General features: G+C 41.7%; 24 protein-coding genes. 8 read left to right on the top strand and 16 right to left on the bottom strand.

All coding sequences use genetic code 11. The annotated features are described in order from the left end of the window. Positions 1-115 precede the first annotated feature (115 nt). Positions 116-1,414: an SRPBCC family protein gene (locus tag A9Z07_RS03390; protein WP_069576792.1), complete on the bottom strand. Its 1,299-nt coding sequence runs from the start codon at positions 1,412-1,414 to the stop codon at positions 116-118. 362 nt (positions 1,415-1,776) lie between these two features. On the opposite strand from A9Z07_RS03390, the gene A9Z07_RS03385 reads away from it, so the two are divergent. The 3 genes from A9Z07_RS03385 to A9Z07_RS03375 all read left to right on the top strand — a co-directional run bounded on the left by A9Z07_RS03385 (position 1,777) and on the right by A9Z07_RS03375 (position 3,916). Next, positions 1,777-2,274, top strand: coding sequence for a YcxB family protein (locus A9Z07_RS03385; protein ID WP_004775827.1), 498 nt, complete (start codon positions 1,777-1,779; stop codon positions 2,272-2,274). Positions 2,275-2,307: 33 nt separating this feature from the next. Continuing rightward, positions 2,308-2,949, top strand: coding sequence for a fumarylacetoacetate hydrolase family protein (locus tag A9Z07_RS03380; protein ID WP_004775826.1), 642 nt, complete (start codon positions 2,308-2,310; stop codon positions 2,947-2,949). Between the two features lie 70 nt (positions 2,950-3,019). Continuing rightward, positions 3,020-3,916: a polysaccharide deacetylase family protein gene (locus tag A9Z07_RS03375; protein WP_069576790.1), complete on the top strand. Its 897-nt coding sequence runs from the start codon at positions 3,020-3,022 to the stop codon at positions 3,914-3,916. 1 nt (position 3,917) lies between these two features. Here A9Z07_RS03375 and A9Z07_RS03370 read toward each other — a convergent pair whose 3' ends face one another. Next, the gene (locus A9Z07_RS03370) at positions 3,918-4,718 is read right to left on the bottom strand and encodes an AraC family transcriptional regulator (RefSeq protein WP_005259769.1); all 801 of its coding nucleotides are present in this window, start codon (positions 4,716-4,718) and stop codon (positions 3,918-3,920) included. A gap of 107 nt (positions 4,719-4,825) precedes the next feature. Between A9Z07_RS03370 and A9Z07_RS03365 the strand changes: the two genes are divergently transcribed. Continuing rightward, positions 4,826-5,731 (top strand): DMT family transporter, encoded by a 906-nt coding sequence (locus A9Z07_RS03365; protein ID WP_069576788.1) that lies wholly within the window; start codon positions 4,826-4,828, stop codon positions 5,729-5,731. Between the two features lie 26 nt (positions 5,732-5,757). Here the strand turns inward: A9Z07_RS03365 and A9Z07_RS03360 are convergent, their stop codons facing one another. Continuing rightward, a complete protein-coding gene (locus tag A9Z07_RS03360) occupies positions 5,758-7,008 on the bottom strand; it encodes a YihY family inner membrane protein (protein WP_005259765.1) in 1,251 nt (416 codons plus the stop codon). 113 nt (positions 7,009-7,121) lie between these two features. Here A9Z07_RS03360 and wrbA point away from each other — a divergent pair, with 113 nt between their 5' ends. Further along, complete coding sequence (gene wrbA / locus A9Z07_RS03355) at positions 7,122-7,721, top strand: NAD(P)H:quinone oxidoreductase (protein ID WP_069576787.1); 600 nt, start codon at positions 7,122-7,124, stop codon at positions 7,719-7,721. On the opposite strand, the gene A9Z07_RS03350 is transcribed toward wrbA, so the two are convergent. After that, positions 7,718-8,083 (bottom strand): hypothetical protein, encoded by a 366-nt coding sequence (locus A9Z07_RS03350; protein WP_069576785.1) that lies wholly within the window; start codon positions 8,081-8,083, stop codon positions 7,718-7,720. The two genes, wrbA and A9Z07_RS03350, sit on opposite strands and share 4 nt — an antisense overlap. A 101-nt stretch (positions 8,084-8,184) precedes the next feature. Next, entirely contained in the window at positions 8,185-8,997 is an 813-nt protein-coding gene (gene lgt / locus A9Z07_RS03345) for a prolipoprotein diacylglyceryl transferase (protein WP_004775818.1), read from the bottom strand. A 106-nt stretch (positions 8,998-9,103) separates the two neighbouring features. On the opposite strand from lgt, the gene A9Z07_RS03340 reads away from it, so the two are divergent. Then, complete coding sequence (locus tag A9Z07_RS03340) at positions 9,104-9,886, top strand: NRDE family protein (RefSeq protein WP_069576793.1); 783 nt, start codon at positions 9,104-9,106, stop codon at positions 9,884-9,886. Between the two features lie 46 nt (positions 9,887-9,932). On the opposite strand, the gene A9Z07_RS03335 is transcribed toward A9Z07_RS03340, so the two are convergent. From A9Z07_RS03335 to tatA, 4 genes are all read right to left on the bottom strand, one after another. After that, positions 9,933-11,918 carry a PhoX family protein gene (locus tag A9Z07_RS03335; RefSeq protein WP_069576783.1) on the bottom strand — a complete coding sequence of 662 codons (1,986 nt, stop codon included), beginning with the start codon at positions 11,916-11,918 and terminating at the stop codon, positions 9,933-9,935. A gap of 181 nt (positions 11,919-12,099) precedes the next feature. Then, the gene (gene tatC, locus A9Z07_RS03330; protein WP_069576781.1) at positions 12,100-12,864 is read right to left on the bottom strand and encodes a twin-arginine translocase subunit TatC; all 765 of its coding nucleotides are present in this window, start codon (positions 12,862-12,864) and stop codon (positions 12,100-12,102) included. Next, the gene (tatB, locus tag A9Z07_RS03325; protein WP_005259753.1) at positions 12,861-13,304 is read right to left on the bottom strand and encodes a Sec-independent protein translocase protein TatB; all 444 of its coding nucleotides are present in this window, start codon (positions 13,302-13,304) and stop codon (positions 12,861-12,863) included. The genes tatC and tatB overlap by 4 nt, the downstream gene beginning before the upstream one ends. A gap of 12 nt (positions 13,305-13,316) precedes the next feature. Beyond that, complete coding sequence (tatA, locus tag A9Z07_RS03320; RefSeq protein ID WP_005259752.1) at positions 13,317-13,532, bottom strand: Sec-independent protein translocase subunit TatA; 216 nt, start codon at positions 13,530-13,532, stop codon at positions 13,317-13,319. Between the two features lie 151 nt (positions 13,533-13,683). On the opposite strand from tatA, the gene A9Z07_RS03315 reads away from it, so the two are divergent. Beyond that, entirely contained in the window at positions 13,684-14,571 is an 888-nt protein-coding gene (locus tag A9Z07_RS03315) for a permease (RefSeq protein ID WP_069576779.1), read from the top strand. 17 nt (positions 14,572-14,588) lie between these two features. On the opposite strand, the gene rdgB is transcribed toward A9Z07_RS03315, so the two are convergent. Continuing rightward, a complete protein-coding gene (rdgB, locus tag A9Z07_RS03310; protein ID WP_069576777.1) occupies positions 14,589-15,212 on the bottom strand; it encodes an RdgB/HAM1 family non-canonical purine NTP pyrophosphatase in 624 nt (207 codons plus the stop codon). Positions 15,213-15,355: 143 nt separating this feature from the next. Between rdgB and A9Z07_RS17545 the strand changes: the two genes are divergently transcribed. After that, a complete protein-coding gene (locus A9Z07_RS17545; protein WP_004775803.1) occupies positions 15,356-15,613 on the top strand; it encodes a hypothetical protein in 258 nt (85 codons plus the stop codon). An 80-nt stretch (positions 15,614-15,693) separates the two neighbouring features. Here A9Z07_RS17545 and A9Z07_RS03305 read toward each other — a convergent pair whose 3' ends face one another. The 6 genes from A9Z07_RS03305 to A9Z07_RS03280 all read right to left on the bottom strand — a co-directional run bounded on the left by A9Z07_RS03305 (position 15,694) and on the right by A9Z07_RS03280 (position 23,699). Continuing rightward, positions 15,694-16,281, bottom strand: a complete 588-nt coding sequence (locus A9Z07_RS03305; RefSeq protein WP_004775802.1) for a tetratricopeptide repeat protein — start codon at positions 16,279-16,281, stop codon at positions 15,694-15,696. Continuing rightward, positions 16,278-16,871: a methionine biosynthesis protein MetW gene (gene metW / locus A9Z07_RS03300; RefSeq protein ID WP_004775800.1), complete on the bottom strand. Its 594-nt coding sequence runs from the start codon at positions 16,869-16,871 to the stop codon at positions 16,278-16,280. The genes A9Z07_RS03305 and metW overlap by 4 nt, the downstream gene beginning before the upstream one ends. Continuing rightward, positions 16,871-18,031 (bottom strand): homoserine O-succinyltransferase MetX, encoded by a 1,161-nt coding sequence (metX, locus tag A9Z07_RS03295; protein WP_069576775.1) that lies wholly within the window; start codon positions 18,029-18,031, stop codon positions 16,871-16,873. Before metX ends, metW begins: the two co-directional genes overlap by 1 nt. 424 nt (positions 18,032-18,455) lie before the next feature. Next, positions 18,456-20,153, bottom strand: coding sequence for a 2-isopropylmalate synthase (gene leuA / locus A9Z07_RS03290; protein ID WP_069576773.1), 1,698 nt, complete (start codon positions 20,151-20,153; stop codon positions 18,456-18,458). Positions 20,154-20,613: 460 nt separating this feature from the next. Then, entirely contained in the window at positions 20,614-21,297 is a 684-nt protein-coding gene (locus A9Z07_RS03285; RefSeq protein ID WP_069576771.1) for a Fe2+-dependent dioxygenase, read from the bottom strand. 104 nt (positions 21,298-21,401) lie between these two features. Next, positions 21,402-23,699 carry a TonB-dependent receptor gene (locus tag A9Z07_RS03280; RefSeq protein WP_069576769.1) on the bottom strand — a complete coding sequence of 766 codons (2,298 nt, stop codon included), beginning with the start codon at positions 23,697-23,699 and terminating at the stop codon, positions 21,402-21,404. Between the last annotated feature and the right edge of the window lie 97 nt (positions 23,700-23,796).

The raw sequence follows: 23,796 nt of genomic DNA, 5'->3' as shown, positions 1-23,796 counted from the left end.
TCATAGCTCAGCTGGATAGAGCACTTGGCTACGAACTAAGGGGTCGGGAGTTCGAATCTCTCTGAGCGCACCAATTTGAAAAAAAGAAACCGCTTAAATGCGGTTTTTTTGTGCCTCAAATTTTTGCCTTGAGTTTCTGAACAAAGACAGCATTACCTCCAACGGCAGGTAGAACCTCATGATAAGGCAGGCTTCGCATTGCTCTTAATAAAAACGGGGCTTTTTCATCGACTTTCATACTGCTGGTCATTTTAAATAAAGTGCCTTGATTCATCTCAGTAAATCGCATCTCACCTTTAATAAATCTTAAATCTCCACCATTGGCATAAAAACTACTTTTAGTCGCTTCTGGATAATTAAAACGTAATTTAAAAGCGAAGGGGATATTGATAACGCCAAGCCCTACATTGACTTGAATATCAGCATCTTGCCCCTGATTTTGGATCGGGGTGGTAATGACTTTTTTAATCTGGCGAGGAAACAATTCCTGATAGGCCGCGGGTGTTAACCATTTTTGCAGTTGCTGCGGTGACTCTTTATAAAATTGATAGGTGGTGGTAAAACGCATGGCTTCCCGCCCATGCGTATAAAGGACACTGGTGGGGGCATGAATAAAGCTTACTGGTTGTTGCGTAGTCTGAATTAACTGGCTGATTTTGGCGAGCTGAGCTGGATTTAATTGTGGTGTCGGGAGTTGTCCTGCATTTAATGGCGTGATCGTCTGCTTGTTAAAGCGGTTGCGTAAGGCCTCCAAAACAAAGGCATTGCTGCTACTTGGTACACCTAGTTTAGCTTCGGGAATGGCATTCAGGATTTTCTTAAAAATGAAGCCCTTCGGTTGGTTTAAATCGCCCCATTGAGTCAAGGTAATTAAGGTACGGTGCTCGTCCAATGCAAACCATTCAAATTTGCCTACGCCGTAGGGAATAGGCGCATCAATCACCAAGCTGGAAATACTATTGGATTTGATCTGATGCTGTAAGGTGACATCTTCATTGAAATTCAATACAGGAATGGGGGTTGGAATTGAGATCCGATATTTCATCTGCACAATATTGCCTGACTGTTGCAGTGTTTTAGCAGATTTCAAGGTGGGAAATAAACCGACATATTGACTAAAGTCAGTCAGGGTTTTGGCGACCTGTTGCGCATTGACAGGCACAATAATCGCGGCTGAATTGAAACTCACACTGGGCTGAGGATTGGTTTTTAAGGTCGGCACAGCAGTTTTTGTTACAGGATGTCCAAAGATAAAAATATTATTTTGGGTATAGCTTGCCAATGTTTGTGGATTGTTTTGAAACGGTTGTAAGGCACTGGGAATATTGTCATTCCATGACAGAATCTGTGCAAAACAACTTTGTGGGATGCCTAGAAGAATATAAGAGACAAGTAGACCATTCAAATAACGCATCACATTCCTTTGATTTTTATTTGTGATTTGGTGGACAGGGTTTAATACCTTATGACTGAGCATATCCCTGCCGATTATTAATAAGATTTTTTAGCGTTAAAAAATAGTCGTGTTGTGTAAAACTTATTCAGAAGGTTTATTTCTTTGTATTGAGTCATAAAAAAGATCTAAATGGCTTAATAAATGTCTATTTTTTTAATGCTCACAAATAGCAAATCAAACATGAATATATATAAAAAAGAACAATTAAGGCCATTTGAATCTCACATTTAAATTTTGTATCAAAACGCCATAAATGTGATTTCCCCGCGAAGCATTTATGTTCTAATAGGTCAGTTTTTTCAAATGTTAGAAATTTAAAAATGTCTGAACAACGTCCAACAGTCTCTGTGCGCTATTATCTGAATCTGGAAGAATCACAAGATGGTTTTGCTCTGGTCACTTTTGGTAAAAAGACGTTTAGTCGTTTTCTGACTCCCGTGATTAGTATTGCCATTATCCTGTGGGGTGTTTATTTAGGCTTCTCTGGGGTAGGGCGTTATTATGTTGCGCTGGGTGCTTTTTTCCTGCTTATGCAGGGTGTGATGCGCTACTGGTTATTGCCCATGTTATTTAAGCGCCAGTTTGTACGTTATCAATTTGGGAAAAGTGAACAGGGTGTTGATTTATATCAGGATCATTTTGAGCTGTATTCAACAGGAAAAACCCAGAGAGCCCAATATGCCGAGGTACAATCCTTTGCAATTGGCAAGCTGACCTATATGCTGGAACTGAAAAGTCATACAGTCATCATTGTACCGAAGCGTGCATTTGAAAATTCAGCAGATCAAACCAAATTTGAAAATAGTTTTAAAAAGTAAACTTATCAGCGGTTCAAAGAACAAGGAACATTCATGAGTACACGTCCTTCAAAAATTGTGTGTGTAGGCCGAAATTATGCTGAACATGCGAAAGAATTAGGTAACCCTATTCCTGATCGTGCGATCTTATTTATCAAGCCACCCAGCAGTTTGAGTCCTTTATCGCAAGGAATTAGCTGGAATCAGGCTTTAGGTGAGTGTCATTATGAATGTGAAATCTGTTTGAAAATCACCCATCCTCTATCTCAGGAAACTGATCCTGCCAAAGCTTTAGAAGCGATCGGTGCAGTGACCTTGGGGCTAGATTTAACCTTGCGTGATTTGCAAGGGGATTTAAAAGCCAAAGGCGAACCATGGGAACGTGCCAAAGCATTTGATGGTGCCTGTCTTTTGGCGGACTGGATCGAAGCGGATGAAGTGGGTGACTTGCAAGAGTTGGAACTCATTTTCACCATTAATGGCGTTGAGCGTCAGCATGGTTTTAGCAAAGACATGATTCGGGATATTGGAGCATTACTGGTTGAGATCAATCAATGTTTTAGTCTGGAAGCAGGCGATGTGATTATGACGGGTACACCCGCAGGTGTCGGCGCTTTACGTGCCAATGATCAGTTGACCATGAAACTGATTACCCAGTCTGGTGAATATGATTGGGATAGCTTTGTAAAAGCATAATCATCACCACCCATAAAATGGCGCTGCTATGAAAATATCAGCGCCATTTTTTAACAATGAGAAAAATAGAATGAAAACTTGGCTATATGTCGCACTCTTTTTAATGACCAGCATCAGCCATGCGAAACAGCTTGCATTCAGTTTTGATGATGGCGTAAATCCTGATCTGAATGCGCAAGCGACTCAGATTAATCAGCAAATTTTACAACAGCTTAAACAGCATCAGCTCAAAAGTATGATTTACCCAAGTGTGATTAAAATTGGGGATTATGCTGGCTTACAGTTGGTCAAGGAGTGGGGTAGACAAGGTCATCGGATTGGTAATCATAGCGAATTACATCTCAACCTCAATAAAGATCAAATCTCTAGTCAGCAGTACATTGCGGGTATTCAGCGTGCAGAGCAGGTTTTTCGTCCTTTACCAGGCTGGGTTGCCAGATATCGTTATCCTTTCTTAAAAGAAGGCAATACTCAGGAAAAGCGGGATAGTGTTACCCAATACTTAAAACAGCAGGGCTATCAGTCAGGTGCGGTAAGTATCGATGCCAGTGATTGGTTTTATAATCTGAAATATTTGTCTTATCAGAAACAGAAAAATACAGCTCAACTTGAACGATTAAAACAAGCGTATATTGCCCATTTACTTGATCGGGCTGGCTATTATGATCAGCTGGCTGTTGAAACGATTGGCTATTCTCCAAAGCATGTGTTGCTACTCCATGTAAATGCGATTAATGCTGCATTTTTGAATGACGTGATTGAAGCGTTCGAAAAACAAGGTTGGCAATGGATTGAGACTGAGCAAGCTTATACCGATCCTTTGTATAAGCAACATCCTGATATTTTGCCTGCTGGAGAAAGTTTGATCTGGTCATTGGCGAAGCAAAAAGGTCAGGCAAAGTTACGTTATCCAGCTGAAGATGCACCTTACGAACAGGACAATTTAAAACGTTTTGATTTGCCTTGATCTAACGACCTTGATAGAGCTTGCGAAACTGATCGGGCGTGAAATGCATCCAGCGTTTAAACATATAAATAAAAGCCGATGAGCTGGCATAGCCTAGATCTAGAGCAATGCTCTCAATGGTTTTGCCCTGATTCAGCATCGACATGGCTTTCATGACTTTTAAACGTTGTCGCCACTCATGCAGTGACATCCCCAATTCTTTTTGGCTATAACGCGCCAAGGTTCGTTCGGTCATATTGATCATGTGTGCGAGTTGTTCAAGGGTACTGTTATCGGCAGGAAATTCATGTAAATGGGTCAGGATCTTCGCCAGTGCTGGATGTTGAGTGGTAGGCAAATAACTACCGACCAGTTCGGCATGCGTTAACGTGTCCAGTAAAACATGTAGGAGGCGTATATATTCTGGGTCTTGTTCTGAAAATGAATGATGACGAATATGTTCCAGCAGCGCAGAAACCAGTGGTGCGGACAGTAAAATCCCAGCCTGTTGCGGCATCCGTTGACATAAAGACTCATGGATATAAAGCGTACAATAGGTCACATCATTACGGTTAATCCCGCTATGTTGCAAATGTGGCGGTAGCCAGATGCCATAAGGTGGAGGCGTAAGGTAATTGATTTGCTCAATATTGACTTCAAGTACGCCATCAAAAGCATAAATAAACTCACCCCAAGCATGTGCGTGTTTAGGATAAAAAGTCTCTGCGGGCGCATCCCGAACGCTTAACCATAACGGCGCAGGAATATCATTGTAGGTCGGAATCGCCTGAAAATCCTGAATCCTTTGTGCTGACTTTTTCATAAGATGAGAATTGCCCGAAAACACGTATGTCTTGTCAGATTTTCACTATATCATGAAAATCTGACAGTCTTATATTGGTTCTCAAATTATAGAATTGGGAGCGTGCTATGGATGAGCGCAAAGCATTAGATGCAACCGCATCAGGTCTGATGATCGTACTATGTATGATCTGGGGCTTACAACAAGTCATTTTAAAAATGGCCGCTCCCGATATTTCGCCCTTAATGCAGATTGCATTACGTTCAGGTTTGGCTGCTGTTCTGTTGTTGCCTTTGTTATATCTGGATAAAGCCAGTCAGTTATTCAATCGTCAGAATCTCAAAGCAGGCGCATTGGTCGCTTTTCTGTTTTCGCTAGAGTTCTTTCTGCTGGCGCAAGCTTTGCAATGGACGTCTGCATCTCATGCGGTGGTGCTGTTGTATACCGCACCGATCTTTGTGGCTTTGGGGCTGCATTGGAAGCTTCCTTCCGAGCGTTTAAGTGTGTTGCAGTGGGGCGGTATTGCTATTGCTTTTCTAGGGATTGTGGTCACTTTCATGCGAGAAAATCAGGGTGCAACGCAGTTAGAACAGCAAATGTTATGGGGAGATTTGCTGGCGCTTGCAGCAAGTATTGCTTGGGCTGCAACCACAATTACGGTGCGTTTATCTTCTCTGGCACAAGCTGCCGTCACGCAAACCTTGTTTTATCAACTGGCTGGTAGTTTTGTTCTATTGTTTGGCTTGGCTATATTCCTTGGACAAGCCACGATTCATTTTACCCCGCTGGTGATCGGCAGCTTGGCCTTTCATACCTTGATTGTATCCTTTGCCAGTTTTCTGGCGTGGTTCTGGTTATTACGCAATTATCTGGCTTCTCGATTGGGCGTTTTTTCCTTTCTGACCCCGTTATTTGGTATGGCCTTTGGCGTGTGGTTGCTGGGTGAAAGAATTGAACTGAATTTTGTGATTGGTTCAGCCCTAGTGTTACTTGGAATTGTGGTGGTCAGTTTGCAAGGCTGGCTCAGGAAATAAAAAAGGCCTCGATTGAGGCCTTTTGATTATTTTTGTTCAAAGATGGTGGAAAGTGGAATGGAGAGCTTGGCAGCTAAATAATCATTACTTTCAATCAAGGATGGGCCGAGTCGTTCCATCCATTCATCATCTTGGTGAATGTGCTCAACATCATTACGTAATGGCAATGGATAAGGAAGGGCGGTAAAGAAGCTCCAGAAATCAACCTGCGCTAAATTACGAACCAGTACATATTCATCTTTATCGGTACGCATAATCAGGTTTTGCTGTTCCAGTTGCATAATATAAGCAGGTAAACGACCTAATTCACCACGCCCAATAATATTCAACAGCTCTTTCTCACTGACACTTTGACCAATCTGTTGCTTCTTATAAAACAGTTCCAGAATGTCGAGTAACATCAAGATTGGATGCCGTTTCTGTTCTTTTCCAGAATGGAATGCGGTGAGGGCAAAACTGATTTCCACACCCAGTAAAATAATATTCCAGGAGAGGTAAATCCAGAGCAGGAAAATTGGCACCGCAGCAAATGCACCATAGACAATTTCATAGCTGGTGAAGTTGCTCATGACCCAGCCAAAAAAACGTTTTAGAACTTCGAATACCGTCGCACTAAAACAGGCCGCAATAAAGGCTGAAAATACTGGGACAATACGGTTGGGAATGGTCCAGTATAAAATGAAGAAGCCAACAATAGTCAGTAAAAACGAGATCAGCCAAAGCAGGAATGCACCATCCAGCTGATAGCCTGCAAAGTTATTACTGAGAATACTCATCGAAGCGACTGTTGAAGACAGTACAAAAGCACTGCCTAATACAATCGGCCCCAGTGAAATAATCGTCCAGTAACGCATAAAACCGACCAGACCCGTACGGGTCTCTTTCACCCGCCAGATCCGGTTAAATACATTCTCAATAGAGGTCAGCATCAGAACGGTGGTGACAAACAGGAACAGCACACCAATCACCGTGAGGTTACTGGACTTCTCGGTAAATGCATTTAAGGCCTTATCAAAGGCAATGGTGCTTTTCGGTAAAAAGTTACTGTAAATCAGTTGTTGCAGCTGTTGCCGAGCTGGTTCTAACGCTTTAATGGAGGAGATAATCACCAGAAAAACAGTCAACATTGGCACGACTGCAAACAGGGTGGTATAGGTCAGTCCTCCTGCTTGTTCCCGACAGCGGTCAGCTTCAAAACGCCGTAACACAAACACAATAAATTGAAACCATGTTTTTTCTAAAAAAGGCAGTTTTTTTAGATAACGGTGTAAGATCATGGGTTCTATCCTAATTATTTTTAATAAAAATCCTGTGAAAGCACAGGACTTGTAACAGCCTAAAATGTATAAAATGTCGTATAGTGTTCTTTTTAACAAAATTCTTGAAAGTGATGCAACCTTACGTTCTTGTTCTTTATTACAGTAAATATGGTTCAACTAAGCAAATGGCGCACCTCATCGCCGATGGAATTGAAGCGGCGGGTGTGACTGCACGCATCCGAACTGTGCCCAATTTGGCGACGGTGGTAACTCAGGCTGAAGCCAGTATTCCAGAAGATGGTGACATTTATTGTAGTCTGGATGATCTGACGCATTGCTCAGGTTTAGCGTTGGGTTCACCGACCCGTTTTGGCAACATGGCCAGCGAAATGAAGTACTTTTGGGATCAAACCACCAGTTTATGGTTGAATGGTGCTTTGCATAATAAACCTGCATGTGTCTTCACATCTTCAGGTTCAATGCATGGCGGGCAGGAAAGTACTTTATTGACGATGCTGCCACCGTTGTTTCATCACGGCATGATGATCTTGGGCTTACCGAATTCGGTTCCAGCATTGTCGAATACCAAAACGGGTGGAACGCCATATGGTGCGAGTCATGTCAGCGGGCCCCGCCATGACCAAAGCCTGAGCCAAGATGAAAAGGTTTTGTGTGAAGCACAAGGCAAACGTTTAGGTGAAGTTGTAAAAGCACTGACTGGAAAATTTTAACCCATAGAACGACGGTAATTTTGTCCGTCTCGAACCAATTGCCAGAATTGTAGAGGATCGGTTGGATAGGCAATCAAGCTCTGATTTTCACTGAGCAGCGATATTTTATCGAGATTATCTTGTTCTGAGATCAACATGGCATAGACATAATCAAGCAGGTCGGTTGCACTGAAAACCTGTTTATAGGCGTCTTGCAGTTCAGCATTTTGATTGGCAAAACAAACCCGATGCGGCTCATCTTCATTAAGGAATGAAAGGCCAAGTCTTTTTTCTATTTCTGTCACAATCTCCCGATTCAAGTGTAAGGGTGATCGCGATAGAATAAGTTGGTGGATTTTAAAACCTGAACTGTGATCTGACATCACCTTTGCTCGTTGGGAATCGTTATTTTATAAAATCACTATACGCTTTTTATTCGTATTTTATAACGAGCAAAAAAATGGGAGCCTAAGCTCCCATTCTGTTATTTCTTTAACTGCCAGTCATAGATATTTCGACGATAGGCATACCAGATCATCCACAGACCAATGATGATCATTGGGAAACTGAGGATCTGACCTTTGGTCATCCAGCCAAACAAGATAAAGCCTTGGTCTGCATCGGGTTGACGGAAGAATTCCATAAAGAAGCGTGCGACACCATATCCAGTCAGGAACAGTGCAGAAACCGCCATACGTGGACGTGGCTTAGAACTAAACCACCACAGCACGATAAACAGGATCAGCCCTTCACAGATGGCTTGATAGATTTGTGAGGGATGGCGCACTAGACCTAATGGGTCTGTCGGGAAAATCATCCCGAAAGGATAGTTTGGATCTTGAACCTGACGACCATAGAGTTCCCCACCAATAAAGTTACCAAAACGTCCAAACATTAAGCCTGTTGGTACACATGGCGCGATAAAGTCCAAGGTTTGAAACCATGTTTTCTGGTATTTTTTACACCAGAACAACATTGCAATCATGACGCCGAGGAAACCACCGTGGAAGCTCATGCCACCTGTCCAGACCTGAAATAACCAGAGCGGATTTTCCAGAAATTTACCGAACTCATAAAACAGCACATAGCCTACACGACCACCCAGCACAACGCCCAGCGCCCCGTAAAAGACCAGATCTGAAACCATATCGGCAGTCCAGCCATCACGTTGTTTAGCGCGATATGATGCTAAACCCCAAGCACATAGAAAAGCCAAGAGATACATGAGTCCATACCAGTGCACCTTGACTGGTCCTAAGCTCAGCGCAACTGGATCAATATTTGGATAGGTCAGCATTGCTGTTCCTCAATTTAGAATTTGAAATTAAGTTTTGATCAGATTGTAGCGGAATGATGTGAAAAATGTTGTACATTCAATGTGTAAAGATGTGAGAACCAAATCAATGTGTATTGTTGCTTTCGCATGGCATGTGCTGGATGAGATGCCATTATGCTTACTTTCAAATCGTGATGAATTCTATCACCGTCCCAGTGCAAGCCTACATCAGTGGTCAAATCATGTGATTGTGGCTGGTCAGGACTTACAGTCAGGCGGTACATGGATGGGTGTAACTGCATCAGGGCGATGGGCCATCCTGACCAATTTCCGAAATGGTCGGGATCAGCAATCCTATACAACGTCACGTGGGCATCTGATTCAATCTTTTCTGGAAAGTGATCTGGCACCGATTCGTTTTGCACAGCAATTGGAACAGCAACAACAGGACTATGCGGGATTCAACCTATTTGTTGGAGATCGGGAACAGGCGGTTTACATGAGTAACCGTGGGGAAGCGCCTCAGGTGCTGGCGAATGGGGTATACGTAGTGTCCAATGGCCTAATGTCCGAAGATTGGCAAAAGACCAGACATTTGCGCAAGCGCTTTACTCAAGAGTTTTTACCGATGTTGCAACAACCTCAGATTCTGGAATCTGAACTCAGACATGCGGCTTGGGATATTTTGGAGGATGAGCGCAAAGTCATTCCGGATTTATTACCTGACACAGGCATCAGTACCGAAATGGAAGCTTTATTGTCTTCAACCTTTATCCAGAGTCCTGTATATGGAACACGATGCTCCAACTTTTTAAGACTTACGCCAACACAATGGCAATGGCTGGAAAAATCTCAGCAAGGAGAAGAGCAGGGTGAGATTGTTGAATTAAGTGTAGATTTACAGAAATAAAAAATGCCGACATAGGGTCGGCATTTTCTGAAATTAAAGCTTGGATTTAAGCTTTTTTCTGAATTGATGGTGCAACTGGATCAGCGGTGATATAGCCAACACTTGCACTATAACCGCCATTGTAGTTGGCTAAAACTGTTGCTTTTAATTCAGCAGGAAGACTTGAGCTATCACCCGCATGCTGGAAATTGCTCATGATATAGGTCCAGCCATTCACTGAATCAACTGCATGTAGACCTGTTGATTCTGCACCTGCTGGAGTCGAAAGAATTCGATCTAAAGACTTGGTATCCACATTATAAGCCCATAGGAAGTTGTTGGTATGGTTACCACTATCTTCACCGATGAACAAAGTACGTAGCGTTTCAGAGAATTTTAAGTTGTCTGGACTTGCGATGTTATCAGGATCAGCGGTATTGCCTAAGCTATCTACAGGAATATCTTTGCCCATCAGCACCATATGGCTTTGATATGGTGTCCATTCGCTATTAATCACATTATTGAGATGATCAACTTGGCTGCCTTTAAGATCATGTGCAAGTACACCGCCAGCTTTTAGCGTGCTCTTGAATTTTACATTATGTGCTGCGACCCAACCCGTTTTGCCTTCAATCATTGAGTCCTGAATATTGGCAAGTGCAGAATAAGCAACTTTATCCTTGATATTCACCGTAGTTCCTTCCATCTTGGTGAACGCCATACTACCGCCTTTAAGGGCAGCGTAACGGTGTGTTTCGAGGAAGGCAGCAGCTAATTCGATTTCTGCTTTGCTGAAACCATTATTGGCTTCTTTTAACTTGATCCAAAGCGTTTTCTTATCAAGGACAATCTGTGTATAACCTGTTAAATCTGCCGGTGCTGTGGTTAAGCTCTCCATAATGTTTTCGGCTTTGATGCCGCGAACATTGACCAGATCTTCAATGGTTTTACTGTCGGTATGGCCCAGCTTGATCCATTTGATTGGTGCTGTAGAAGTTTCATTCAGCTCAGATGTGTATTTTGCAACGTATAACGTTCCCGCAGATAAGTCTTTTTCTTTATCTGCAATAAACATAAAGAAACCGCCGTTGGTATAGTCATCACCCATAATTACGGTACGGTTGTCTGGCATGACCTGAATCAGTTCGTGTGAAATACGGCCCAAGCAGTAGTGTTTAACCGCTGTACCGCGACCTTTACCATCGAGGATGATTTCAGGTAAATGACCATAATTATATACATTGGCTGTATTTTCATTGCCATACAGGTTTTTACTGTAAGCTTTTAATGTTGCTAGCGTGCTACCGATTTGATCGAAAGCATCTGGCTCATATTCTTCACTTGAAAGGTGAGTATTCCAAGGTGAAAGGCTAGCACCACAAGTAATCCATAGACCATGAACTTTCGACATGTCCACATTGAAGTATTTTTTCAATGCAAGATGGCCTGTTTTTTGGTCTTGGTCTAATGTAAGTACGGCAATCGGAGAGGGTAATTGCCCATACATGCTTTGTTGAGCGAGGTTATGTGTGGTGTACTCGAACTGAACCACATGGAATACTGGATTATTGACACCAGCAACTTGTGCATCTTTGAGATAAATCATTGATGAGCCATCTGGACAATCAGAGAAGAATTGACGTTCTTGACCAGCAACCGATGTATCTCTGATCGGTTGATTGTTGATGTCGTAATAGCTACCCGCAATAATTTTTCCGCCATTGATATTGTCGACTTCCATACCCGTGCGGAAAAATTCTTGATAACCTAATTTATATTCTGTTGCGGTATTGTCTTCCCAAGTCACTGTTAAGCTTGATTTGACCGAGGTAGTCGCCATTTCCGCCGTGGTTGATGGGGCTGCCATCGGTGTAAATTTGGCATTTTTGAATTTCACCAGTTTTGCTGGTGGAGTGACAACATTATTATCGTTGTCATCATTGCAACCTGTTAGAGCTGCTGCTGTACCCATTGCCCCCAATGGTAAAAATGGAACGCCAGCGAACCATTTTAAAATATCACGACGACTTGGCTGATTGGTATTGGCTGTCATAATAAATCCGTATCTATAATATATGGTAAATAAATCCTGATCGATTCTATGAATAGGACATGACATTTTTTTGACAGTTTGAAGGCAGTTTGAAGACAATTTTATTTTTATAAATTATTGAAAAATATAGGGCAAAATAAAAGAATCCCTGAAATATTTTCAGGGATTTTATCTCCGTTTTTTAGTTTTCGACTTTTCTTTTTTCGAGTATTTTTCCAAGCAATAAACCGAGTTCAAATAACATCCACATCGGTACAGCCAGCATGATCATAGAAAGAGCATCTGGAGGGGTTACAAACATAGCAACAAAAAAGCATCCCACAACGATGAAGCGACGTTTTTCAATCAGACTTTGTGTGCTCACCAGACCAATTAAGATGAGAACTAAAGTAATAATTGGAATTTCAAAAGTAAAACCAAAGACCAAAAACAGTTTTAAACAGAAGCTTAAATAGCTGTTGATATCAGTCATTGGCGCAACTGTTTCAGGGGATACGCTAATAAAGAAATGCAAAATTGCAGGCAAAGTAATGAAATAGGCAAATGCCACACCTAGATAAAATAGCACGATACTTCCTAACAGGAGAGGAATGGCTAAATGGCGTTCTTTTTCGTAAAGTGCGGGTTTGATAAATGACCAGATCTGATAAATGATGTAGGGCATTGCCAGCATAAAGGCAACAAACAAGTTCAGCTTAAATGGTGCCATGAATGTTGCAGTAACATCGGTCGCAATCATGGTCGAGCTAGCTGGCAGTTGCTGTCTTAATGGTTCAGAGAGCCACTGATAGGTTGTATTTCTAAACGGCAGTAAACAGAAGAAAAGAAGAATCGTCACCCCAACAATCTTGAAAAGATATTGGCGGAGTACAATCAAATGCTGCATCACAGGCATTTGTTGCAGGGTTTCTTCAGTACTGACGGAAGTCGATGGTAATTGGCTCATACGGCAATCTTTAATTCTGTATCAAACTTTTGAGGCGGTCTATTCGGCTCAAGGTTGAAAGGTAATTGCTTTTGGTATTCAAGACTGAATGGAACGACTGCTTGTTGAGACCGAAAGCTGTAAGTCGTCGTTGATTGATTCGTCTCTACTTGTACTGGCTCAGCATCGGATGATGTTTGTGTGCTTTTAAGCGCATCTAACTGTTGTTGCATCCTGCGTTCAAGTTCAGTGATTTTATCAATTTCTTTTTGCATTTCTTCGCGAAACTCGGAAAGGCGGAGTTCGCGATCGATTTCATTCTGAATATTGTTGATAAACTTTTTTATTTTGCCATACCATTTCGCCACGAACCGAGCAGCTTCTGGTAATTTATCAGGACCGAGCACCAGCAATGCAATTACTGCAAAGCAAAAGATCTCGGTCATTCCCAAATTCAGCATAGTCGTGCTCGCTTAGCTTTTTACCGAGCTTTCAGTATTTTTAACTTGAGCATCAATGGTGCGAGGTTCATTTAAAGGCGTCGCGACTTCATCTTCTTTCATCGATTTTTTGAAGTCTTTAACCGCGCCACCGACATCTTTACCTAAGTTCTTAAGCTTTGATGTACCGAAAAGTAAAATCACCACGATTGCAAAAATCAGCACATGCCAAATCGATAAACCAGCCATAATTTTATTCCTATAAAACTTTGGATATATCTCAACAGCTAGGCATGACAAAGATGTGACACTTATATTGCAGTTTTAAGACAAACATCGGCACAACCCAAAACAGTGCTAGCATATACAGCTGCCAAATTAACGATCAAAATTAGATAATATGACTTTTATTCTTCCACTCAGTGCCTTCATTTTCGGCTTGTTGCTTGCTCAATTTAAGCTTGCAGAGAAGTGTAAGAAAGTCTTGTCATCCTTATTGGCGAGGTTATTTATTCCAGTTGTGATTATTTACAATATGGTGTTTTATCAGGCTGGTAGTTTTGCACTGATTCTGTTTAGTTTTCTCTCTTCCATTATTCTGTTTTATTTATTTGCTTATTATTCAAAAGATCGTTTACAGGCGTTGTGTTTTAGCTATAGCAATATCGGCTGGCTAGGCTTTCCATTTGCCATTGCCTTATTTGGTGAACAGGTCAGCGCTGCCATGATTGCGCTATATATCGGTGGTTCATTATTTGGTAATATCTGGGCAGTTGCTGCCGTTTCAGAAGGACCGACGAATCATCTCGCGACGCTGCATAAAGTTATAAAGTCACCGCCTGTACTTGCCTTATTGATTGCCTTTATTTTGTGGCTTCTGGGAGTTCAGCGCCTAGAAGGAAATATGCTGTTAGAAGGGATATATGAGATTGCCAAGTTTGGGATGAGTTTTGCGGGCATGTGTATTTTAGGAATGTGGCTGAGGCATACTCGGGTACATGTGGCAGATTTGCTTTTAAGTACACGTACGCTGATGTTGAAATTATTGTGTGGCGTGCTGATCTGCGCCCTGACTTATTATTTGATCCCGATTTCTCAACTTAAGTTATTGCTCCCAGTTTTATTTTTCTTATTCTGTTTACCACCAGCCGCCAATATTGTGGCGTTGGAAACGCATTATCAGGGTACTGGTATTTCAGCCCGATATATTGCTGCAGGAACAATGGTGAGTTGTTTGGTCATTATTGTGTATGGCATCTTATTGCATGTAAAAAGTGCCCTCATTTAGGAGAGCACTTCAGTATTTTAAACTAAACTTGCTTTAAACAGCTGCATTGCTTGCCCACGATGGCTGATCTTGTTCTTCTCAGTTTTGCTGAGTTCAGCACTCGAAACATTGAGTTCAGGTAGCCAAAATAAAGGGTCATAACCAAAGCCATTTTCGCCACGAGCAGCCTCTAAAATCTCACCTTTCCAAATGCCTTGGAAAATTTGTGGAAGTGGATCTTCTGCATGGGTGACCAGCGCGAGTACGCAAACAAACATGCCTTCAATCACTTCGCCATCTTTATGGAAGGGTGCGAGATCGGCCAAAAGTTTTTGGTTGTTGGCAGCATCATTGCCGTGTTCGCCTGCATAACGTGCCGAGTAGATGCCTGGTGCACCACCTAGAATTGGAACACAAAGTCCTGAGTCATCTGCTAGGGCTGGTTTGCCTGAAAGTTTAGAGGCATGGCGTGCTTTGATAATGGCATTTTCAACAAAGCTGAGACCATCTTCAATTGCATCTTCAATATCCAGTTTACCTTGAGGAATGATCTCGACAGGAAGATTAAGTTGTTGAAACAGATGTTCAAATTCGACCACTTTGCCTTTGTTGTTACTTGCAAGGACAAGGCTACCTTGGTTGAGCCATGATTGGGTAGACATATTTTATGATGCTGTTAGAGAGTTGGATATATCTTAGCGTATTCTCGATGACAGATTTTCGAATTTAGAAATATTTGAGTACATCTTTGTATATATGTTATACCCTAATCGATCTTAGTAATAATTTATATCATTCCAGACTAATGAATAATTTTGATCGAAATGACCTCGTTAATGCACATAAAACTTCAAGCTATCATCGACATATTTTAAGAGATAGTGGTTTTTGTGGTTGTTTTTATTGCTTGGATGTTTTTGATTATAGAAACATTCAAGATTGGTGTGACGATGAAAATACAGCTTTATGTCCAAGTTGTGGTATTGATGCAGTAATTGGCCTAAAGTCTAATGATTTAATAACACAAGAATTTTTAAAAGCGATGCAAAAATATTGGTTTTAACTCAATCTAAGATTGATATTTACACTTAAAAGAAAACCGACTCTCACAAGTCGGTTTCCAATCAATAGATCTAAAACAGATTATTGCGCTTGAATCCATTTATCAGCACGGTCACGTGCAGTACGGATCTGGTCTTGAGTCAGGTTAGCCGCCAACGCCGTTTTCTTACCTTCAGAAAGTTTGATCACTTTGGTATCGAGCATGCCATCACGGGTTGAAAGCTCATACCATTGATAAGCACCCATATAGTTTTTCTTTTGCTCTTCCATCATTGCAAGATTAAAGCTGGCACGGTTATCACCATTACTTGCCGCTTTCTCGAAATAACGACGCGCTAAAGCTTCATCTTTCTTGGTACCAATACCATCGGCATACATACGGCCAACATTCAACTGTGCTGCAGATAAACCTTGATCCGCTGCGGCCTTGAATAAAGCAAATGCCTGTTTCTCATCTTTAGCAACGTCTTTACCATACTGGTAACGGGTTGCTAAATAAAACTGTGCCCCAGCCTGACCAGATTTCGCTGCGCTTTGTAAACCATTGATATCCATCACTGAATATCGCGCTGCCTGTGTTGCTACCGATTGTGGTTGGGCAACATAGTCAGCGTGCGCTTGTATACTGATCAGACCAAATAAAAATGTGCTGATTAATGTCTTTTTCATAGAGCGCTCACTCGATAAATTGCGACTTCACCAAATAGGTTCGGCATATGCTTGCTGAGCATACTACCTTGTTGGTCACCATTAACGGCAAGTCGATTAATAATTTTAATCCGGTTCTCAGCACACAAGGCTTCAAAATCGCGGAAAGTACATAAATGAATATTCGGGGTGTTATACCACATATAAGGTAAAGCTTCCGAAACAGGCATTTTCCCTTTCAATGCAAGAAAAGAACGCGTCTTCCAATGCGCAAAGTTTGGAAAAGTAATAATCGCCTGTTTGCCGACACGCACCATATCACGAAGTAATACATCAGGTGCATCTACAGCTTGCAAAGCTTGTGCCATAACCACAGAGTCAAAAGACTGGTCGGCAAAGCGACTTAAACCAAGGTTCAAGTCCTGTTGGATAATATTTAACCCCCGACTGATGGCAATTGCAATCTTTTCTTGATCAATTTCTAGCCCATAGGCACGAATATTGTGCTGTTTGCTCATATGAGCCAGCAATTCACCATCACCACAGCCTAAGTCTAACACGCTAGAGTTCGGGTTAATCCATTTTTCGGCGAGTTGTTGATCTATACGCATCAGTGCTGCTCCTGTCGTGTCGATTTCAACTGTTGTTCTCCGCCTAAAAATGCCCGTAGTGTTTTCACATAGAGTGGAATAGGGAACAAGAAAGAGTCATGGCCTTGTTCAGCATCAATATCCAAGTAGCTGACAGGCTTATGATTATCAATCAACGCATCCACCAGTTCCTGTGAACGGCTTGGACTAAAACGCCAGTCCGTGGTAAATGAAATCACCAAAAATTGGCATTTCGGCTTACTCATGGCCTTTGTTAAAGAATGCTCATATTCACGGGAAGGGTCAAAATAATCCAGTGCCTTGGTCATAATCAAGTAAGTATTTGCATCGAAATTGCGACTGAATTGTTCACCTTGGTAACGCAAATAGCTTTCAACCTGAAATTCGACATCGAAACCATACATAAATTTGCCTGACTTGAGGTCACGACCAAATTTTTGCTTCATGGCTTCTTCAGACAAGTAGGTGATATGACCTACCATACGTGCCAGAATCAGGCCACGTTTTGGATAGCTGTCATTTTCCAGATAACGCCCATGATGGAAGTCTGGATCTGACAGAATTGATTGGCGTGCAACTTCGTTAAAGGCAATATTTTGAGCTGATAATTTTGGTGCGCTGGCAATAACGGCACATTTTTTTAGGCGATCAGGATAATCCAGTGACCATTGCAAGGCTTGCATGCCCCCTAAAGAGCCACCAATCACAGAATACCAAACCTCAACACCGAGTCGGTCAGACAGCATGGCTTGGGTTTTGACCCAGTCACGCACGGTAACCAGTGGAAAGTCTGGACCATAAGGACGATTTTCATTTTCAGGGTTGGGTGAGGTTGGTCCTGTAGAGCCACTACAGCCCCCGATATTATTTAATGAAACAACAAAGAAATGGTCGGTATCAATTGCTTTTCCAGGGCCAATACAGCTATCCCACCAGCCAGCTTTTTTATCATCTTCATGATGGTAGCCTGCGGCATGGTGATGTCCGGAGAGTGCATGACAAATCAGAATGGCATTCGATTTATCTGCATTGAGTGTTCCATAGGTTTCAACCATTAAATCAAAACGTGGTAATACTCGACCACATTCAAGTTCTAGAGGTTGTTCAAATTGAAACTTTTGTGGTGTGACTAAACCCACTGAATCCGATGGAAAAGACACTGGAATCGTTCGCCTTATATAAAGTTTGAATCAATAAACAGAGTTCAATTGAATCTCTCGTTACTTGAAATCATTGGTTTTAATAACGGAGTCCTGCCGAGTTGTTATCCAGTCCTAGGATAAACTTTCAGTTAGACTTACTTTGGTTTCGCCCAAAGTAAGCAAAGGCCTCTTGCGCTGCTATAACCGCAGCTCACCACAAAACCTGTTCATTTCTTGCATTTTTCTCATTCTATCGCAGAAAGAGCATCTTACAAGCACCACGCAGGTTGTGGATGACATCTCCGAGTATCTGAGTTTAAACGAGAAATTATATTCAATCTCAATGAAACTAAAAGGATACCAATTCAGGTATCCTTTCAAAAGTCATTTTTTCTGATATTACAACTCAGCTTTACTGACGATTATGTGATATTTCACTCATCTAAACGGCTGCAGCAGCCACTTGATCGGTGGTCAAGACACCTTGCTCAATCAAACGGTTGGTACATGCAATAATGGCTTCAATTGATGAGGTCACGATGTTGTCATGTACGCCAGCACCGAAGGCACTTTTACCTGTACCTTTCACTTGAAGTTCAATCAAGGCAAGGGCTTTGGCATTGGCACCTGAACTGATGCTACGCTCTTCATAATTCACAACATCAATTGGTAACTGTAAAGCATTTAACATGGCCGAGATCGGACCATTGCCTTCACCGCGTAGGCGTTGAATTTCGCCGTCAATTTCAACGTCTAATTCAATGATTTGTGTACCATTAATATCCGACAATTGATAATGCTTGGTGTGATAATGACTGTTTTTTACATCCACGTAGGTTTTTTCGAATAAAGACCAGATTTCATGGGCGCTGATTTCAGTACCATTTTCATCGGTATGTTGCTGTACGATCTGGCTGAATTCGATTTGAACACGACGTGGCAAGGCAACGTTGTAATTCGATTCTAACAAGTAAGCAATACCGCCTTTACCAGATTGGCTATTCACACGGATCACCGCATCATAGTCACGACCTAAATCTTTAGGATCGATTGGTAAATAAGGCATATCCCAAATTTCTTCGTTTTTCTGGAATTCGAAGCCTTTCTTAATCGCATCCTGATGTGAACCAGAGAACGCGGTAAAGACTAAATCACCAGCATATGGATGACGAGGATGCACAGGTAAACCCGTACATTCTTCAACTGTTGCAATGACTTCATTGATATTGGAGAAATCCAAATTAGGTGCAACACCTTGGGTATACATGTTCAAGGCAATTGCAGCAACGTCAACATTACCCGTACGTTCACCATTTCCAAACACACAGCCTTCAACTCGGTCAGCACCTGCCATAATTGCTAACTCAGACGCTGCGATACCGCAACCACGGTCATTGTGACAATGCACAGAAATAATCACGCCATCACGACGCGCCAAGTTACGATGCATCCATTCGATTTGATCGGCATAGACATTCGGCGTTGAAACTTCCACGGTTGCAGGCAAGTTCAATATAACTTTATTGGTCGGAGATGCTTCCCAAATCTCAGTCACAGCATCACAAACATCTTTGGCAACTTCTAATTCTGTTGCAGAGAAACATTCAGGACTGTATTGGAAAATCCATTCTGTTGCAGGGTATTGCGCTGCATATTCTTTGACTTTACTTGCTGCATTAATTGCAAGCTGCTTTGAACCATTGGCATCGACATTCAAAACTTTCTTACGGAATGTTGGAGAGTTTGAGTTGTAGATATGCACGATGGCACGTTCTGCACCGACTAATGCCTCAAAAGTACGTTCAATCAAGTGATCACGTGCTTGCACCAATACTTCGATATAGACATCATCAGGGATCAAATTTTCTTCGATTAACATACGGGCGAAATCGAAGTCAATTTGAGAGGCAGAAGGGAAACCAATTTCAATATGTTTAAAGCCAATCTTGACCAACATTTTGAACATTTTTAATTTTTGATCCATGTTCATCGGTTCAAAAATTGCCTGATTACCGTCACGAAGGTCGGTACTCATCCAGATTGGCGCTTGATTGATTTCATTATTTGGCCATTGGCGATCTGGTAAATCAACGCGTTGGTACATACGGCGGTATTTTTTGCTTGGGTCAGCCAACATCATGAGATAACTCCTTGTCGTAGCATGGTTGCTGAGTCAAATAAAAGGCAACGTGCTACAAATATATATGGTGTCTATAAGAATTAATTTAAAGCGAATTTGGGGATCGAGTGCCTAAAAATGTAGGCAAAAAATTTATACGCGCGCGAGGCGCAGCATCAGGAGAAGAGCAGCAGCGAGATGTATTGTATGAGACGGTTGGGTAAAGCCGTGATTTGTTTTCATCATCTACCATTCGTATGGGTTATTTAATTTTGCAGTTATATTAATCATCTAACTGTGATCAGTCTAGGTGAAAATACAGACGGCTGCAAAGGTCTATAAAACATTTTAAAGACAATGAATGGAAAATATTTCCCTGTTTTTTGCGCTATTTTAATTTTAATGGGGAAAATTTCCCGTAATTTTAATGATTAGAGATAAAAAAATTAATTTTATCTCTATGGGTTGAAAAGTATGCGAATTATAACTCAGCCCATTTACGCATCAGATTGTGGTAGAGGTTGGTGAGTTTAATCACTTCTGCATGCTTATCACCTAACTGTATACGTAGATTTTGAATGGTTTGATCTAAGGTAAACAGTATATTCCGTTCAGCATCATCACGCACCATGCTTTGTACCCAAAAGAATGAAGCGAAACGGGTGCCAGAGTTAATACTGCTGACTTCATGCAAACTGGTTGATGGATAAAGCACGACATCACCAGCAGGAAGTTTAATCTCATGATAGCCATAGGTATCTTCAATGACCAGTTCCCCACCTTCATATTCTTCCGGTTCGCTTAAGAACAAGGTGCATGATAAATCGGTGCGGATTTGCTCAGATGTACCACGAATCAGACGAATCGAGTTATCGACATGGAAGCCAAAGCTTTCAGACTCATCATAGCGATTGAACAAGGGCGGAATAATTTTATGCGGTAATGCCGCTGCTTGAAACAATGGAGTTTGCCAAATTGCTTTAATCACAATCTCGCTAAGTGCATGGGTCAGCGGATCTTGTTCTGAAAGTTGTTGATTTTGTTTCACTGAAGCAGAGAGGGTACCCGCAGTCACTTTCCCACCCACCCAATTTGCATCTGCCATCAATTGGCGGAACTCTGCAACTTGTTCTTTGCTTAATACATTGGGAATATGATGGATCACGGTGAACACCTTTTGAATATTTATTGCATTTGTAAAAATAGCCTCATGACGAGGCTATTTTATATGAACTAAGTAGAATGCCGTAAAGTTATTATGGCTTTTGCTTAGTATTTAAAATTAACAGCAAGTACCGCGTTACGACCATTACCTTCAAATGCATAATGTGCAGCATGTGCGCTGGTAAAGTAACGTTTATCACCAATGTTATTTACGTTAAGTTGTAAATTCACATTTTTGTTTACATCATATTTTGCCATTGCATTGTAGATGGTATACGTTGGCAAAAATTTAGGTGCTGTCGTGTTTACAAACACTTGATCACGATATTCTGCGCCCGCACCTAAAGTTAAGTTTGGTAATACTTTATACGTTGACCAGAGAGTTGCGCTGTTTTTCGCAACGAATGGAAGCGGTTTACCTTCTTGAGCGACTGCGTTATAAGCTGCTTTAGTGATTTCGCTGTCTAGGTAACTATAACCTGCAGAGATATCCCATTTATTGGTAATTTTGCCGTTTAAGCTTACTTCAAATCCATCTACTTTACTTTCGCCAGCATTAGTGGTTGTGGTTGGATCAATTTGAATACGAGTATTTTGCTTTTCTGTACGGAAAATAGCTGCGGTTAAATTGGCACGTTCATTAAATAAGTCCCATTTGGTTCCGATTTCAAAAGTGCGTGCTTCTTCAGGTTTTAGGTTATTCACAATATCTGTGGTACCTAAAGCATTATCACTGCTATCACCTTCAGCTAAAACACCGACTGGGTTTGCAGAAGTCGCAAAACTTGCATAGATACTACCAGCTTCAGTTGGCTTAAAGACTAAACCTGCTTGGTAGGTAAAGAAGTCAGCATCGCTTTCGTATTTAGTACCTTTGGCTGTTGCAACTTTTGTATAGTCATAAGCGCCAGCATTGGTTGCGTAGACATCTTTATTGTATTTCTTCTCAGTATCAAATTTGTCCCAACGAACACCTAGGTTAAGTAACCATTGTGGGTTAAATTCAATGCTGTCTAGAGCATAAACGGAGGCGGTACGGCTACGTGTTGTTGACTGACCTTTGATGCTGCCCAAACTGTCAGTAAAGCTACCATTGCCTGGATTATTTAAACCTGTACACCAGCCATTTGACGTAGCGGAAGCCGCGTCACAGCCACTGACATTCGAAGAGAGAATGGTTGAAGTTGTCTGGCCGGCAGCATTGGTAAAGGTATGCATACCCTGATCGGTATTTTGATAGCTCCACTCAGTACCTACATTAAATGAATGTTTAAACGTACCAGTGTTGAACTTACCTCTTAAAGAAAGCTGATCACTATAAGCATCGGTATCGAGGATGCGGCTTAAAGCACGGCGAGCGATTGTACCGCGGTAAATATTGCCATTTGAGTCATCTGCATTGGTATAAACATAGTCTGACTTAGATTTGTTGTAAGTCGCCACGTTTGACAAAGTTAGATTTTCGTTGAAATCATGTTCTAACTTGAAGGTACCAATGTGATTTTCACGCTTGTCAAAATCACGGTCTTTCCAGCCGTAGTAAGTTCCAGCTTTTACACTAACGGGACGTCCATCGCCTGGGTTAAGTGTGACACCCGCAGGGGCACGCGTTGGATTATTGAATGGAATGCCAGCATCTGGTTCATCATTACTGCGTAAATAGTAATAGCTAAATGTACCCCGAGTTGCTGTATCTAAGCCAAAAGCAAGACTTGATGCGAGACCTGCACGAGCAAATTCTGCGCCATTGTGTTGACCTGCTTTTTCATTTTCATGACCCATAACGACAACACGACCTGCGATACCGTTACCAAAGTCTTTATTTGCATCAAGCTGGATATGGCGATAGTTATCTGTACCGCCCTGAATACTACCTTGATAGACATCACCTTGATGAGCCACTTTAGGGACAAGATTGATACTACCACCAACGCTACCACCACCACCGAGTGCAGATGAAGAGCCTTTGATGACTTCAACCTGTTCAATGGCAAACATATCGCGGCTTTGTGAGGTGGTATTACGGATACCATCTACATAAATTGATGATTGACCGCTGTAACCACGGATATAAGGCATATCTGTAAATGGTGTACCACCTTCACCAGCCCCTAGAGTAATCCCTGGCTCATAACGAAGTGCTTCGAGTAAGGTATTTGAGTTGGTGTCTTTAATCAATTTTTGAGAAAGAATAGAGACTGATTTCGGTGTATCTTTAAGAGGTGCAACAAATTTTGCATTTGCAGACTGGTCAACTTTTAAAGATTCTTCCTGAGTGGCATGCGCATGAATTGTTGGGAGTTGAACGGGCTGTTCTTGTGCAAGAGCAGGTACTGCAATGACAGAAAGTGATGATGCAATTGCAGAAGAGACAAGTTTCTTCCGTGATTTAATAAAAGACATGAGGCACGCCTAGACTGTGTAAAAATTTATGCAAAGAATAATCATTCTTATTTCTATATTCATTTGTTTGAAATTGATTTTTTCAATCTCTTAAGCT

The sequence above is a fragment of the Acinetobacter sp. YK3 genome, assembly GCF_001729365.1.
GTDB classification, from domain to species: Bacteria; Pseudomonadota; Gammaproteobacteria; order Pseudomonadales; family Moraxellaceae; genus Acinetobacter; species Acinetobacter vivianii.
This window is presented reverse-complemented; position numbering and strand designations above follow the sequence as displayed.

Excerpts from the sequence above, each read along its gene's own strand:
- A9Z07_RS03315 (WP_069576779.1), top strand. The coding sequence starts at position 13,684 with ATGACTTTTATTCTTCCACTCAGTGCCTTCATTTTCGGCTTGTTGCTT.
- A9Z07_RS03380 (WP_004775826.1), top strand. The coding sequence starts at position 2,308 with ATGAGTACACGTCCTTCAAAAATTGTGTGTGTAGGCCGAAATTATGCT.
- tatC (WP_069576781.1), bottom strand. The coding sequence starts at position 12,864 with ATGAGCCAATTACCATCGACTTCCGTCAGTACTGAAGAAACCCTGCAA.
- A9Z07_RS03360 (WP_005259765.1), bottom strand. The coding sequence starts at position 7,008 with ATGATCTTACACCGTTATCTAAAAAAACTGCCTTTTTTAGAAAAAACA.
- rdgB (WP_069576777.1), bottom strand. The coding sequence starts at position 15,212 with ATGTCTACCCAATCATGGCTCAACCAAGGTAGCCTTGTCCTTGCAAGT.
- A9Z07_RS03335 (WP_069576783.1), bottom strand. The coding sequence starts at position 11,918 with ATGACAGCCAATACCAATCAGCCAAGTCGTCGTGATATTTTAAAATGG.
- A9Z07_RS03350 (WP_069576785.1), bottom strand. The coding sequence starts at position 8,083 with ATGTCAGATCACAGTTCAGGTTTTAAAATCCACCAACTTATTCTATCG.
- A9Z07_RS03370 (WP_005259769.1), bottom strand. The coding sequence starts at position 4,718 with ATGAAAAAGTCAGCACAAAGGATTCAGGATTTTCAGGCGATTCCGACC.
- metW (WP_004775800.1), bottom strand. The coding sequence starts at position 16,871 with ATGCGTATAGATCAACAACTCGCCGAAAAATGGATTAACCCGAACTCT.
- A9Z07_RS03365 (WP_069576788.1), top strand. The coding sequence starts at position 4,826 with ATGGATGAGCGCAAAGCATTAGATGCAACCGCATCAGGTCTGATGATC.
- leuA (WP_069576773.1), bottom strand. The coding sequence starts at position 20,153 with ATGATGTTGGCTGACCCAAGCAAAAAATACCGCCGTATGTACCAACGC.
- wrbA (WP_069576787.1), top strand. The coding sequence starts at position 7,122 with ATGCAACCTTACGTTCTTGTTCTTTATTACAGTAAATATGGTTCAACT.
- A9Z07_RS17545 (WP_004775803.1), top strand. The coding sequence starts at position 15,356 with ATGAATAATTTTGATCGAAATGACCTCGTTAATGCACATAAAACTTCA.
- A9Z07_RS03390 (WP_069576792.1), bottom strand. The coding sequence starts at position 1,414 with ATGCGTTATTTGAATGGTCTACTTGTCTCTTATATTCTTCTAGGCATC.
- tatA (WP_005259752.1), bottom strand. The coding sequence starts at position 13,532 with ATGGCTGGTTTATCGATTTGGCATGTGCTGATTTTTGCAATCGTGGTG.
- A9Z07_RS03305 (WP_004775802.1), bottom strand. The coding sequence starts at position 16,281 with ATGAAAAAGACATTAATCAGCACATTTTTATTTGGTCTGATCAGTATA.
- A9Z07_RS03385 (WP_004775827.1), top strand. The coding sequence starts at position 1,777 with ATGTCTGAACAACGTCCAACAGTCTCTGTGCGCTATTATCTGAATCTG.
- A9Z07_RS03340 (WP_069576793.1), top strand. The coding sequence starts at position 9,104 with ATGTGTATTGTTGCTTTCGCATGGCATGTGCTGGATGAGATGCCATTA.
- A9Z07_RS03280 (WP_069576769.1), bottom strand. The coding sequence starts at position 23,699 with ATGTCTTTTATTAAATCACGGAAGAAACTTGTCTCTTCTGCAATTGCA.
- lgt (WP_004775818.1), bottom strand. The coding sequence starts at position 8,997 with ATGCTGACCTATCCAAATATTGATCCAGTTGCGCTGAGCTTAGGACCA.
- A9Z07_RS03375 (WP_069576790.1), top strand. The coding sequence starts at position 3,020 with ATGAAAACTTGGCTATATGTCGCACTCTTTTTAATGACCAGCATCAGC.
- tatB (WP_005259753.1), bottom strand. The coding sequence starts at position 13,304 with ATGCTGAATTTGGGAATGACCGAGATCTTTTGCTTTGCAGTAATTGCA.